Here is a 13,156-nt window from a genome sequence, read left to right as displayed (position 1 = left end):
AATTTGATAGTTAAGCCACACTCTATAACTATGCAGTTAGAAAAAAGCACATCATTATTTCAATCAGTACTACAGTCAGCTCAGCAGTTAGCGCAGCGATACACTCACAGCGAATTACAAGTCGGGCACTTACTCTACTCCTTGATCGCAGAACCAGAAACTAGTGCGAGCAGGATACTTAAAAAACTTGGTGCCGCAACAGAGCAATTCCAAAAAGCACTTTTGCAATTGATAGAAAAGTATCCCAAAGTTTCAAATCCAACTCAATTACGAATACATCAGAAATTGGTACAATTACTTACCACTGCTGATTCGTTAGGAAACAAATCTGGAGATACTCTGCTCAGCACTGATTGGATTATTCCAGCATTATTTTCAATGGCAATTCCTGAGTCAGAGATTCTAAAAGATTTTTCCATCCTTGAAAAGCCGTATCTGGTAGCGCTACAAGAGGAACGCAAAGGCGGGGTGGTGGATTCTGTTGGTGCTGAGTCGTCACGAGGAGTGATTGAAAAGTATACTATTGATCTAACTGAACGAGCAAAAAAAGGTGAACTCGATCCAGTGATTGGGCGAGATGAAGAAATTCGCAGAGCTATTCAAATCCTTCTTCGAAGAACCAAAAACAACCCTGTGCTGATTGGAGATCCTGGAGTTGGGAAAACTGCAATTGTGGAAGGGCTTGCTCAACGCATTGTCAATAACGAGGTCCCAGAAAGTTTAAGCAGTCACAAGTTACTTTCATTAGACCTTGCCGCCTTGATCGCAGGGGCAAAGTACCGAGGTGAATTTGAAGAACGACTAAAGGCATTATTAAAAGAATTAAGTGAGTTGCAACAAGAAACTATTCTATTTATTGATGAGATGCATACCCTGGTCGGTGCTGGAAAAAGTGATGGTGCGATGGATGCGAGTAATATGCTAAAACCTGCACTTGCTAGAGGCGAATTGCATTGCATCGGTGCTACGACTTTAGATGAATATAAAAAATATGTTGAGAAAGACCCTGCACTTGAGCGAAGATTTCAACGCTTGCTGGTAGAAGAACCAAGCAAAGAAGCAACCATTGCGATTTTACGAGGCCTAAAACAAAAATACGAACTGCATCACGGAATATCTATTAGCGATGATGCGATAGTTAGTGCGGTAGAGTTATCATCTCGTTATATTGGAGACAGGAAGCTGCCTGATAAGGCAATTGATGTAGTTGATGAAGCGGCTAGCATGATTCGTATGGAAATAGATTCCAAACCAGAGACATTGGACCGCTTAGATAGAAAACTCATTCAATTAAAAATTGAAGATCAAGCATTACGAAAAGAAACCTCAGAATCAAGTGTAAAACGACGACAGCTATTAGAAGAGCAAATTCAAAAATTAGAATCAGAGTTTCAGGTTTTAGATAGTGTATGGCAAAAAGAGAAAAATGAAGTTCGTGCATTTGCGCATATTAAAGAAAAGCTTGAGCATGCCACCCTACAACTGGATCAGGCCCGTCGGGTTTCTAATTTAGAGTTAATGAGTCAGTTACAGTATGGCACCATTCCTGAACTTGAAAGAAAATTAGCTGAACAATTAAAAACTAAAAATGCTAACCCCATGCTCAACACTATCGTTGATAGCCATGACATTGAAAAGATAGTCTCGCGCTGGACAGCTATTCCCCTAGAGCAATTGCGTGAAACTGAACGCGAAAAACTACTCCAGATAGATACCAGACTTGCGATGCGTGTCATAGATCAATCTCAGGCTGTAACTGCAGTTTCAGAAGCAATCCGAAGGTCTAGAGTAGGATTAAGCGATACCAACAAACCAAATGGTAGTTTTTTATTTCTTGGCCCAACCGGAGTTGGAAAAACTGAGTTATGTAAAGCGATTGCTGAAGTTTTGTTTAATGATGAACAACAGATTATAAGAATAGATATGTCTGAGTATATGGAAAAACATTCGGTAGCTCGATTGATTGGAGCACCTCCAGGTTATGTTGGGTTTGAAGAAGGAGGTGAGTTGACTGAAAAAGTTCGCCGTCGTCCCTTTAGTGTGGTACTGCTTGATGAAATTGAAAAAGCCCATCCCGATGTATTTAATATTTTGTTACAGGTATTAGATGATGGCCGATTAAGTGATAGCCATGGCCATACGGTAGATTTTTGTAATACCATAATTGTTATGACATCAAATATAGGCAGTGAGATTATACAATCTTATCAAGCTACCAATACCGCACAACAACAGTATGAGCACATGAGTGCTGAAGTTATCAAAGAAATTAAAAAATATTTTAGACCTGAGTTTATTAATCGTATTGATGAATGTATTGTATTTAATAGTTTAAGCGAGCAATCAATTAAAAAAATTGTAGATATCCAACTTGCCTCACTCACCCAAAAAATTGCTAAACTTGGTTACCTTATTACCTTTGAAGATTCGGTTGCTTCGTTAATTGCGAAACATGGATATGATCCATACTATGGCGCAAGACCAGTAAAACGAACTATCACCCATTATTTAGAGAACCCATTTTCAAAAATAATACTTTCATCTACTCTAGACCCTGCTTTACCAATCATAGCACAGTCTGTAGAGGTGCCTGAGCAAGTTGTGTTTAGTCAAAACGGCAAGGTGTTGTAATTATTTAGTTATGTGGGTCTATTATGCTAAAATACCTTAGCTTAGCAATTAAAAGATCTGATTACCATAACTCACACCATTGTTACACAAATTAGTTGAATATCTATTAGAAAAGTGCAAGAGTAGCCATGCACACTACTATCTTTTAGCTAACGGCTATTTTGATGCTTTTTTTCCTTGGCTTCCTCCCGTTGAAGTACTGCTGACTCCAATTTGCACAGCCCAACCTAAAAAATGGGCCTATATGGCCTTTGTCGGATTAGTAGGTACTGTTTCTGGAGCTGTTTCGGTGTATTTATTGAGTAGATTTTTTACAATTCAAATTGCTGATATTTTAACTAGCTTTCCTTCGCTCGGCTATGATGAAATATCGGTCAAAAAGCAATTATCCCAATGGGGTTTTTATGCAGTATTTATCCTCGGCGCCCTACCGCTTCCTATCCTCTTTACATCATTTGTTGCTGGCAGTCAAGAAATCAATTTGTTGGTATTTATCTTTGCCCTTTCCATTTCACGGGGTATGAGATTTTTCACCGCCGCATACCTGATCTATAAATTTAATGATCAAATTGAACAAATTCTAAAAAAATATTTTATTCATATTTTAGTTGCGCTTGGATTATTTTTTATTCTTTTTGTTGTTATTTTTCGTGTGGTAGTCTAGCGATATGCCACATGCCACAATACAATACAATCAAGAGATTGCCAAGCATCTTAACATTGCACTACTCTGCGAAGCCCTGAGAGACTGCCTAGCATGCATGAAGGATAGTTCTGGAAAAGCCGTGTTCCCCTTGGGTGCGATTAGAGTCTTTGCTCTTAAGGCCGAGTATGATTCAGTTGCAGATGGTAAAAGAGCCTACCCATTTTTATTTGTCCATTTAATCATTGCACCAGGTCGGAGTAAAGAGTTAATTGAGTCAATTGGTTTTGATCTAACGCAGCGTATCAATAGTGAATGTGAAATATTAGCTACTTCGACTGTCCCATGGGGTGCCACTTTACAAATTGCTGAATTCGTAGCGCCTGATTACCGGCTTGGTAGCTTGAGAAATAATTTCTAATTATTTTTTAATAAATAAAAAAACGCTGAAAACTAACATCGTGCCAGATCCTAGTGCTGACCATATGATAATATCTAATCCAAGTATGGGCGGACTTATGTCCACACAACTCCCTAAGGATGAAAACATCGTGGGAAACCATTTAGCGAACCAAAATGAATTTAGGGCAAGCTCAAGGGGATCAGCTATGCATTCTTGACTTGGTGCCTTTCCGTATCTGATATAAAGATGAGCTAATGCAATACACACACTGATTAAGCTAACTAGGAGCAAAAAGAAATGCATTATTTTCACCTTAGTATTTTGGTACCAATAAATTGCACAAAGTGCCAGTAGAAATATCACACCGTAACTATATCGTTGCATAATACAAAGAGGGCATGGAAGGTAGCCTGCGGTGATTTGTAGAAAAATTGCAAAAATAAATCCAAAAAATGAAACAAATGCAATTACTAGTGATTGCAAGATTGGAATTGAAGTAAATAAATTCATCGGGTAGCCTATATCCATTTATGTTTCTTAAACCGAGTGTACAGCCATATACTTACCCCAAATATTAAGAAAATCGCAAAGACATACCCGTATTTCCATTCTAGCTCTGGCATATATTTAAAATTCATCCCCCAAATATTTGCTAGAATTGTTGGTATACCAAAAATTGCAGCCCAGGCCGCAAGTCTTTTTGTTATCTCGTTGTCTTCAATTGCAACCATTGACAATGAAACCTGTATCGCAGTTGCAATAGTTTCCCGAAGGTTGTCAATATCAAAATTTATTTTATTGAGATGGTCATTGACATCTCTGAAATATTCTTCCAAGTTCTTGCATAGTGCGTGAGTTCTTCCACCATAGAGTTTAAACGCTACTTCAATGAGTGGCGCAACAACATTCTTTAGAGAAGCGACTTGCTGTTTTAAATTATAAAGTCTTAGCGTATTTACTCTGGTTTTATGGTTTGAGGAGAAAATGTCAGCTTCCACAGTCTCTAGTTCATTTTCAAACCACTGCAGGAGTGGGAAATAACGATCTACGGTTGCGTCCATTAATGCATATAAAATGTAACCTGGGCCAATTTTGAACTGCTCGGTTTCTTTTTCACATTGGAGGCGTACATGGTGATAGGTGATATTGCTATGTATACGAATTGAAAGTAAAAAATTGTTAGCGGCAAAAATACAAAGATTGCCAATATGTAAACTTGCCCCATCAATTTCAGGTAATTGAAGCACCGTGAATAGGGTATTATCGTATTCTTCTAATTTTGCTCTTTGGTTTCCTCGTAAGGAGTCTTCTACGGCAAGTGGGTGCAGGTCAAAGATATCTTGCATCAATGTCATTTCTTCAAAAGTTGGGTTTGCGAGGGCTATCCAGGTAAAGTGCTTTTGTTGTTTGCTATATGACCGCACTTCATCTAGGTTGCAATCTTTTATTTTTTTTCCGTTTTGGTAAACTGTAGCGTTGATTAACATAACTTTATCCTTGCACATTATAATAACCTAACTTCTATGCAAACACACAAACTTTATGCCATTTGGGCAGTGCTGCTTTCAACAACTATGGTTATATCAATGATTACCGCACAAAAAATTATGCCTGTGGGTTACTTTTCTATTAGTGCCGCTAACATCATTTTTCCATTTGCCTACATTATCAGTGATCTAGTTACTGAGGTCTATGGGTTTAAAAAAAGTAGAAAAATCATTTGGTTAGGGCTATTCTCAATGGTCCTTGCATCAATGGTATTTCAAATTATTATTATGCTTCCAAGCATTCCTGAATGGCAGAATCAGGAGGCTTTTGTGCAGGTCCTCGGGCAGACCCCACGGATTGTCATCGCATCTTCTCTAGCTTACCTTTGTGGTGAATTTGCAAATTCTATAATAGTAAGCAAAATGAAAGTACGCTCAGAAGGTAAATTTATTTCGCTTAGAGTATTGGTTTCATCTATCGTTGCTCATATCATTGATAGTGTGGTGTTTGTATGCATCGCTTTTTATGGAACCTACCATGCATCGGTGATTTTACAAATAATTACTTCGGAAACTGTGGTCAAGTTCGGGATAGAGTGTGTCCTTATGCCGATCACAATCTTGTTAATTGTGTGGGTGAAGAAAACTGAAAAAATTGACACCTATGATAGGGGAATTCGCTACTCTATTTTTTCATTGCATGGATAAAATAGCGATTATTGGAGCGGGGTTTTGTGGAGTGGCATTATGCTACTCACTTAGAAAAAAATTTCCTAATTCCAGCATAACGATATATTCTCGATCTTCACTTATCGGAAGTGGGGTTGCCTATGGTACGAACTCTCCTTTTCACTTACTAAATGTTCCAGCCGGAAGAATGGGCATGATAGATGGGCAAGAAAATGATTTTTATCTTTGGCTTTGTGAACAAGGTTATACATACCATCCGGAAGATTTTGTTCCTAGAAAATTATATGGAGAGTATTTAAGATCCTATTTTGTCAAAACACCTTCTCTTACTGTGGTAAGGTCTAATGTAATTGCAATTCAAACTAATCATGAATCTGCCCACATAGTAACTGATAAAGATGATATGCATCAAGTAGATCTTGCGATACTTGCCTTAGGAAACTTTCCTTCAAAAATACCACAGGGAATTACTAACCTACCTTGGGAAAGTAGCAGTAATTGTATTAGTGACCCATGGCACCCTGCCTCTCAAGCCAATAAGTTACTTACCATTTCACCTTCAGCAAACGTGTTACTTATTGGTTCAGGGTTAACCGCTTTAGATATTGCTTCATTGTTGTTAGATAAAGGAATAAAAAGTATTGTCGCAATGTCTAGAAATGGTGTGCTCCCTCAACCGCATAGAGGCTTGCATGTAATTCCTGAGGTAGCTGTATCATGCGATTCAATCATCCGTCAATCTTCTCTACGATTAAAATTACATCAATTTAGAATGACCCTTTCCCAGGTCAGAAATAATGGTGGAGACTGGAGAGACCTATTTATTGAGCTCAGAAAAATAACCCCTGAATTATGGCAAAGTTTATCTATTGTTGAACAGTCAAAATTTTTAAAAAAAATCGCACCTTTTTGGGAAACTCATAGACATAGAATTTCTCCGCAGTTACATGCAAAAATTACTGAAGCAATAAAAAATAAGCTTGTTACTTTTTATAAAGCTAACTGTATTTCGGCGACAATGATTAATGGGGTAATACAAGTTAGCACTAGCTCAAAAAAAATTCCAACTATTAGGGCAGACTGCATTATTAATTGCACAGGACCAAATGTAGATATTACAAAAGAAAAAGATCCGCTCATAGAGCAATTAGTTAAACAAGGTACTATTATTCCAGATTCTCACAACCTTGGTTTGCAAGTCACAAACACTTACCGAACTGTAAACAGTAGAGGCGAAGTTAATAAAAATTTACTCTATCTCGGCCCGCTTTTAAAAGCCAAGTATTATGAAGCTACAGCGGTCCCTGAACTTCGTGCCCATGTTAAACAGTTAGTAAGCTTGTTATAATGAGTTCACCGCAGAGAGTACTTCTTCCGCGTGTTCGTTAGGTGAAACTTTTGTGAACACATGTGTGATAATGCCATTCTTAATAATGAAAGTAGTCCTACTTACACCCATATAACTTTTACCATACATAGACTTTTCTACCCAGCAACCATATTTTTTGGAGACTGTCTGATCGGTGTCTGGGACTAGGTAAAAAGACAAGCTGTATTTATCTTTGAACTTTGCGTGAGAAACAGCTGAGTCTGGAGATACCCCAACAACTATTGCTTGCCGGTCAGCTAACTGTGAAACGATTTTATTAAAGCCATTTGCCTCAATAGTACAACCTGGGGTGTCATCTTTTGGGTAAAAATAGAGGACAATAATTCCTGCGAAATCACCGATATTCTCGCTTCGGCCTTGATGAATAAACTCAAAGTCTGGTGCGGGGTTTCCGATGCTTGGAATTGGGTTAGATGGTTGCTGGCTAACCGTGCTTAGAGTTTTTTTCTTAGTCGCGATTTTCTTTTTAGTAACAGTTTTCTTCTTTGCTACAACTTTATTCTTTGATGTTGCTTTCTTTTTAGTAACAATTTTCTTTTTAGCAAGTATTTTTTTCTTAGTCGCGATTTTCTTTTTTACTGCCATTTTATACTCCTATTGTTTTTGGTTGTAGTTGCTCTAGTTCTTTAATAGTATTAACTAAATCAGCTTCGGAAAGCTCATGATCAGTTAATTTATTTTCAAAAAAGTCTTGATACGCCTGTAGATCTAGATACCCATGTCCACATAAATTAAAAAGTATGGTTTTTTTCTTGCCCTCAAGCTGTGCTTGTTTTGCTTCTCTAATTACTTGAGCGATAGCATGACTAGCTTCTGGTGCGGGAAGTATACCTTCGGTCTGTGAAAATAATAACCCAGCCTTAAAACACTCTAGTTGTTGAATAGCCGAGGCCTCTATAAGTTTGTCTTTAAGTAGTTGGCTTATGATCACACTTGCTCCATGATAACGCAAACCACCTGCATGTATGGCGGCGGGATTAAAATTATGCCCAAGCGTGTACATGGGTAATAACGGAGTGTAGCCTGCAGTATCACCAAAATCATATAGAAATTTTCCTTTAGTTAGCTTAGGACAAGAGGCTGGTTCAACGGCAATACATCTGGTTTTTTTATTTCTTTTTATGACATCTCTTAAGAAAGGAAAACAGATTCCAGCAAAATTAGAACCTCCTCCCAGAGGAGCGATAATGATATCAGGATATTCACCTACGATTTCAAGTTGTTTTTTTGCCTCTTGGCCTATTATGGTTTGATGCATTAAGACATGATTAAGTACAGATCCAAGTGAGTATTTTGTGTGCTCATCTTGGGCAGCCATTTCTATTGCTTCTGAAATTGCAATTCCAAGACTACCATTTGATTGAGGGTTTAGTTCAAGCTGTTTTTTTCCTGCCTGTGTGTCTCTACTTGGTGAGGCGATTACTTTTGCTCCAAAAGAATTCATCAATATTTTTCTATAAGGTTTTTGATCAAAGCTGATTTTCACCATGTATACTTCACACGCTAATCCAAATTGTTGGCAGGCGAAAGAAAGTGCCGTACCCCATTGTCCCGCACCGGTTTCGGTGGTTAATTTTTTAACTCCTTCTTTTTTGTTATAGTATGCTTGAGCCAATGCAGTATTAGGTTTATGCGACCCTGCGGGACTTGTACCTTCATATTTATAATAAATGGAAACTGACCCACCGAGGGCTTTTTCAAATTCTGTAGCTCTTATAAGTGGGCTAGGTCTCCAAATTAAATATTTATTAACTACCTCGTCAGGTATTTCAATAAAGGGCTCTGAACTTACTTCTTGTTTTATAAGCTCCATAGGGAAAATAGGCGACAAATCTGCAGGGCCGATTGGTAGCTTGGAAACTGGGTGAAGTGGGGGCAATGGCTTATTTTCTAAATCCGCAAGAATGTTATACCAACTTCGTGGAAGATCATTCTCAGCAAGGTATATTTTTTTCATCTGTACACCATTATATTAAAAATTTATTGGAAAGCGATAATCACAAAATAGGTGATATAAAAAATCCCACAAACTAGCAAATTACTAATCTTAAACCCTTTATTTGAATGTATGAATAAAAGCCATACACTTGCAAATATGGTAATGATAGAGGAGAGTATCGTGAGTGGGTTAGGATTCCATGGAGTGCACAATATCCCAATCGCAGGTAATAGTGATCCCTGAAAGACAAGTGCTCCGGTGATATTGCCAAACGCTAAGGTATCTTTACCTTTTCTTATCCATAAAATGCTATTAACTTTCTCAGGAAGCTCAGTTGCTACTGGAACTATTGCCAATGAAAGTAGTAATGGAGAGATATCAAATTGTAATGAAACTGTTTTAATTCCATCGATGAAAATTTCTGCCGAAAAAATCATAAGGATAAAGGCAAGTATTAATTGAATGATAATTGTTAATAAATTAGTTGGTAGTTTAGTTACCCGCGTGAATAATAATGGGTGATCTGCAGAAGTACCATGCCCTTGATCTACTAATTTATTTGAAGCCTGAATGGTTTGTTTCAAATATAGCACATAGCCTAGTACCATTATGGAAGCGATAATTATTTTTATCTCCATTCTTTCATGCGGGATAAAAAAAGCTAAGGTGGCGAACAAATAAAAAATTATAAAAAATATTAAATCTCGTTTAATGCCAGTGTACTCAGGGGTTACATAACCTGTTAGTGTTCGTTGTTTAACCACAAAAGCCGACATTAAAAAAATTGAAAGTGTAGAAAGCATCAGCGGTGCGCCAAGGATAGCTCCGATACCAATATCATTAGAGGTTTGACTTCCTCCGGCACTTCCAAAAATTGCAACCAATGGTACAGTTGCTTCAGGTAGGGCAGTAGCCACAGCCGCGAATATAGAACCAGTTACTCCTTCAGAGATTTTTAATCTCATGCCAAAATGTTCAAAACCGTTGGTTAAGATTTCTGCCGCGAGTACGAGTAATAACAATGATGCAATTAAAAGTATATATGTCATAGCACTATTTTATAGTATTATGCTAATTTTTTTTATCTTGATGATGTGAGTATTTGGTGGAGCGGAGGAGGATCGAACTCCCGACCTTCGCATTGCGAACGCGACACTCTACCAACTGAGCTACCGCCCCTTAGGGGTTATTATACTTGAATCAATAAATCGTTGAATTTGCTTTGCGGTTTGATCGGGATTATCACCGTGTAGCCAATGGCCTGCGTTATCTATAGTTTGATACTCTGCGTTGTGGTGATACTTTTCTAGGTACCTGCCATCATCATTTTGTTTATACCCTCTGCTCCCCATTAGGTATAGAGATGGCACTTGAATTTTATTAATGGGTAGCTCTGTTACTAATTGTCTGTGATCATGTTCGAGGGCTGATAGTGAGATTCGTAAGGTATATGCTTTGATAGTTTCTTGGTAGGTTAAGTTTTTAATGAGAAAGCTTCTGAGCTTCTTGTCAGGTATAGTTGGGGTAAGGAGATCATCTGCTATTTGCCTTGATGGAAGTGGCGTGCCCAGAAGCTTCAGAGATTGAAAGATATTTTTTTTGAAGTCAAGTGGGTAAGTACGATTAATCATATCTAGTGAAATTACTGCTTGGCAACTATCCGGGTATTGATTGGCAAAAAGCATGGTGTATTTTGCGCCAAGCGAATGCCCAATAAAAACTGCTGGAAGGAGGTGCATGGTAGTTTCGTAAATATCTTGAGCATATTGCTCTAAGCTTGAATTTTCTCTCAAAGGAGATTTACCATGGTTAAGTAAATCTAAACTGTAGCAACTTGCGTTTTGAAGTAGTGACGCTAACCCTCTTAAATTTAAGCCATCGCCAAAAAGCCCATGTAATAATATTATTCGTATCGGTCCAGTACCGACCGAATCATGGAGATGCAGTTTTGTCAATTAGCGCGGAGCTGTGGTGAGGGGACCAGATAGTGAGCTGAGATACAATGAAATATCTTCAATATCTTTATCGGTCAATTGGCTTACAAAAGTTGCCATAATAGCATTGTTCCTAATTCCGCTTTTATATGATTGGATGGCATTGCGCAAATAATCTTTGTATTGACCGGCAAGATGTGGAGTGTTTTCCATTTGCGTTACTCCGTTTTCACCATGGCACGAGAGGCATGTTGCTTGGTATAATTCTTTACCGCGCACTGATGCTATTTTATTGTTCGGAGGGTTTGTTGAGGCAGGGCTGTTACCACTTGAAAGGAAGACCGCAACATTTTGAATATCTTGATCGCTCAGAGAACCTGCATTAAAGACCATTGACCCATGTTTCCTTGCCCCATCTCTATATCCTCTTAGCGCGGTAGTTATGTAGGTCTGGTTCTGACCATACAGATAGGGAACATGATAACTAGGATATGTGGACTGATATCCTTTAATGCTGTGACACCCTTTACAGGTTTCAAAAATTACCTTGCCACTCGCAATTGATTCTTCTGCAAATAGATTAGTAGAGGAGACGAGAACTATAGCGCTTAAACATAGAATCGTCACCTTAAATTGTTTATAGACCATGGCGTTATTTTATCCTACTTTTTAATTGAATTGCCAAAAATTGTAATGACCGCTTTGTTTTGATTTTTCGCTTGTTCTAAGTATTCCATAAGCATATTTTGATTTTTAGCTATAGCACCAAAGGTGGTTTTTAATATCGCATGGGTACTCAAACTACTATCTGCTATACAAGCGATTGGAGTGTTCAAAGGTATTCCTAACGCGGTAACTTTTTTAACGATAGGTAGAAGTTTATCTCTTGACATGTACAGAATGACCGTTTGATTTTTTCTCACCAGTGCTTTCCACCAACCTAAGGGTTTTTTATTATTATGTGCAGTGGTGATTAATACAGAATCTGATATTTCATTTTTAGTTATTGGAAAGGCATGTTGTGCACAAGCAGATGTGTGTGCGGAAATGCCCGGAATAACCGCGAAAGGGATGTTATGTTTTTTTGCAAAATGAAGTTCCTCACTCGCTTGTGCGAATAAGAGCGGGTCCCCACCTTTTAATCTAATTACTTGTAATCCTTGCGAAGTGTATTTTAGAATTTCTTGGTGTATTTCTGGTTGATGGTACCGATGCAAGCCATGTCTTTTTCCAGTATTTATACAAACTGCATCTCGCCTGGCCGTTGCGAGCGTGTCTTCAGAAACAAGTGAATCATAAAGGATGACATCCGCACTTTCAATAGCGTGCAGTGCTCGTAGCGTTAGTAAATCTCTAGCCCCTGGTCCTGCGCCAACTAATGTCAAAGATCCCTTGGCGTGAACCATTTCTGAAGTGGAAAAAGATTGTTCGATTATGGTAATAATTTCTTGCTTTGATTTATGGAGTGTAGGATTGAATGGGGGTATTTTTAAAAAAATATTTTTATACCATGCTCTACGCGTAGACAGTAAAGGAAATCTAGATTTAATCGTTACTCGTGCTGAGGCAAGAATGGTAATAAGATCTTCAAGATGGGTAGCGAAAAGTTCTTCAATTCTTTTTTTTATAGTCTGAGCTAAGACCGGAGCAACACCACTCGATGAAATACCAATGGTCATATTAGCTCTCTTTATCAGTGCTACAAAGGAACAATTGCTGTTTTCAATATTATCAGCAGCCACTACCAAGGCGCCGCTTTTTTTTATTTCAAATGCGATTCCCTGATTAATTTCTTGTGAATCTGTGGCGACGATAGTAAGCAAAGCCTTTGGTTTTGATGAGCATTCCCATTTGCACTGTTCAACTGGTAGAGAATACTCATTTGCGAGTAACACAATTTCTTTAAGTATTATTGGAGCGATAATTCTTGGTTTGCCTTGAAATTGTAATACAGTTCTTAACTTTGACAAAGCAACAACACCTCCTCCGATTATTGTTATTGAACATTCTTCTAGTTTTAATCCAAGTAAAAACACGAT

13 protein-coding genes and 1 tRNA gene are annotated in these 13,156 nt (G+C 38.0%); 5 read left to right on the top strand and 9 right to left on the bottom strand.

Annotation, left to right across the window (positions count from 1 at the left end; translation table 11 throughout):
- The first annotated feature begins 30 nt into the window (after nucleotides 1-30).
- From QM538_02355 to QM538_02345, 3 genes are all read left to right on the top strand, one after another.
- Nucleotides 31-2,631 (top strand): AAA family ATPase, encoded by a 2,601-nt coding sequence (locus tag QM538_02355; protein MDI9347324.1) that lies wholly within the window; start codon nucleotides 31-33, stop codon nucleotides 2,629-2,631.
- Between the two features lie 79 nt (nucleotides 2,632-2,710).
- On the top strand, nucleotides 2,711-3,295 hold the full coding sequence (locus QM538_02350) for a hypothetical protein (protein MDI9347323.1): 585 nt from the start codon (nucleotides 2,711-2,713) through the stop codon (nucleotides 3,293-3,295).
- 4 nt (nucleotides 3,296-3,299) lie between these two features.
- Nucleotides 3,300-3,695 (top strand): hypothetical protein, encoded by a 396-nt coding sequence (locus QM538_02345; GenBank protein ID MDI9347322.1) that lies wholly within the window; start codon nucleotides 3,300-3,302, stop codon nucleotides 3,693-3,695.
- Here QM538_02345 and QM538_02340 read toward each other — a convergent pair whose 3' ends face one another.
- Both QM538_02340 and QM538_02335 read right to left on the bottom strand, forming a co-directional pair.
- Nucleotides 3,696-4,187, bottom strand: coding sequence for a disulfide bond formation protein B (locus tag QM538_02340; GenBank protein MDI9347321.1), 492 nt, complete (start codon nucleotides 4,185-4,187; stop codon nucleotides 3,696-3,698).
- Nucleotides 4,188-4,195: 8 nt separating this feature from the next.
- On the bottom strand, nucleotides 4,196-5,182 hold the full coding sequence (locus QM538_02335; protein MDI9347320.1) for a magnesium and cobalt transport protein CorA: 987 nt from the start codon (nucleotides 5,180-5,182) through the stop codon (nucleotides 4,196-4,198).
- Between the two features lie 18 nt (nucleotides 5,183-5,200).
- Between QM538_02335 and QM538_02330 the strand changes: the two genes are divergently transcribed.
- Both QM538_02330 and QM538_02325 read left to right on the top strand, forming a co-directional pair.
- Nucleotides 5,201-5,872 (top strand): queuosine precursor transporter, encoded by a 672-nt coding sequence (locus QM538_02330; protein MDI9347319.1) that lies wholly within the window; start codon nucleotides 5,201-5,203, stop codon nucleotides 5,870-5,872.
- Nucleotides 5,865-7,202, top strand: a complete 1,338-nt coding sequence (locus tag QM538_02325) for an FAD/NAD(P)-binding protein (GenBank protein ID MDI9347318.1) — start codon at nucleotides 5,865-5,867, stop codon at nucleotides 7,200-7,202. Before QM538_02330 ends, QM538_02325 begins: the two co-directional genes overlap by 8 nt.
- Here QM538_02325 and QM538_02320 read toward each other — a convergent pair.
- The 7 genes from QM538_02320 to cobA all read right to left on the bottom strand — a co-directional run bounded on the left by QM538_02320 (nucleotide 7,197) and on the right by cobA (nucleotide 13,153).
- Complete coding sequence (locus QM538_02320) at nucleotides 7,197-7,829, bottom strand: peroxiredoxin (GenBank protein MDI9347317.1); 633 nt, start codon at nucleotides 7,827-7,829, stop codon at nucleotides 7,197-7,199. The genes QM538_02325 and QM538_02320 overlap by 6 nt on opposite strands.
- A gap of 1 nt (nucleotide 7,830) precedes the next feature.
- Nucleotides 7,831-9,201 carry a TrpB-like pyridoxal phosphate-dependent enzyme gene (locus tag QM538_02315; GenBank protein ID MDI9347316.1) on the bottom strand — a complete coding sequence of 457 codons (1,371 nt, stop codon included), beginning with the start codon at nucleotides 9,199-9,201 and terminating at the stop codon, nucleotides 7,831-7,833.
- A gap of 23 nt (nucleotides 9,202-9,224) precedes the next feature.
- Nucleotides 9,225-10,232 (bottom strand): hypothetical protein, encoded by a 1,008-nt coding sequence (locus QM538_02310; GenBank protein MDI9347315.1) that lies wholly within the window; start codon nucleotides 10,230-10,232, stop codon nucleotides 9,225-9,227.
- A gap of 54 nt (nucleotides 10,233-10,286) precedes the next feature.
- Nucleotides 10,287-10,362, bottom strand: a tRNA-Ala gene (locus QM538_02305).
- Complete coding sequence (locus QM538_02300) at nucleotides 10,353-11,138, bottom strand: alpha/beta fold hydrolase (protein MDI9347314.1); 786 nt, start codon at nucleotides 11,136-11,138, stop codon at nucleotides 10,353-10,355. The genes QM538_02305 and QM538_02300 overlap by 10 nt, the downstream gene beginning before the upstream one ends.
- Nucleotides 11,139-11,765: a c-type cytochrome gene (locus tag QM538_02295; protein MDI9347313.1), complete on the bottom strand. Its 627-nt coding sequence runs from the start codon at nucleotides 11,763-11,765 to the stop codon at nucleotides 11,139-11,141. It lies immediately after the preceding gene.
- Nucleotides 11,766-11,779: 14 nt separating this feature from the next.
- The gene (gene cobA / locus QM538_02290) at nucleotides 11,780-13,153 is read right to left on the bottom strand and encodes a uroporphyrinogen-III C-methyltransferase (protein ID MDI9347312.1); all 1,374 of its coding nucleotides are present in this window, start codon (nucleotides 13,151-13,153) and stop codon (nucleotides 11,780-11,782) included.
- Nucleotides 13,154-13,156: the final 3 nt, after the last annotated feature.

It is taken from the genome of Candidatus Methylacidiphilales bacterium (assembly GCA_030054035.1).
GTDB lineage: Bacteria > Pseudomonadota > Gammaproteobacteria > JASGCS01 > JASGCS01 > JASGCS01.
The sequence above is the reverse complement of the archived record's forward strand: the minus strand, read 5'-3'. Positions and strand labels throughout refer to the sequence as shown.

Coding starts and splice junctions, on each gene's coding strand:
- QM538_02335 (MDI9347320.1), bottom strand. CDS start 5,182: ATGTGCAAGGATAAAGTTATGTTAATCAACGCTACAGTTTACCAAAAC.
- QM538_02330 (MDI9347319.1), top strand. CDS start 5,201: ATGCAAACACACAAACTTTATGCCATTTGGGCAGTGCTGCTTTCAACA.
- QM538_02310 (MDI9347315.1), bottom strand. CDS start 10,232: ATGACATATATACTTTTAATTGCATCATTGTTATTACTCGTACTCGCG.
- QM538_02325 (MDI9347318.1), top strand. CDS start 5,865: ATGGATAAAATAGCGATTATTGGAGCGGGGTTTTGTGGAGTGGCATTA.
- QM538_02320 (MDI9347317.1), bottom strand. CDS start 7,829: ATGGCAGTAAAAAAGAAAATCGCGACTAAGAAAAAAATACTTGCTAAA.
- QM538_02345 (MDI9347322.1), top strand. CDS start 3,300: ATGCCACATGCCACAATACAATACAATCAAGAGATTGCCAAGCATCTT.
- QM538_02315 (MDI9347316.1), bottom strand. CDS start 9,201: ATGAAAAAAATATACCTTGCTGAGAATGATCTTCCACGAAGTTGGTAT.
- QM538_02295 (MDI9347313.1), bottom strand. CDS start 11,765: ATGGTCTATAAACAATTTAAGGTGACGATTCTATGTTTAAGCGCTATA.
- QM538_02355 (MDI9347324.1), top strand. CDS start 31: ATGCAGTTAGAAAAAAGCACATCATTATTTCAATCAGTACTACAGTCA.
- QM538_02340 (MDI9347321.1), bottom strand. CDS start 4,187: ATGAATTTATTTACTTCAATTCCAATCTTGCAATCACTAGTAATTGCA.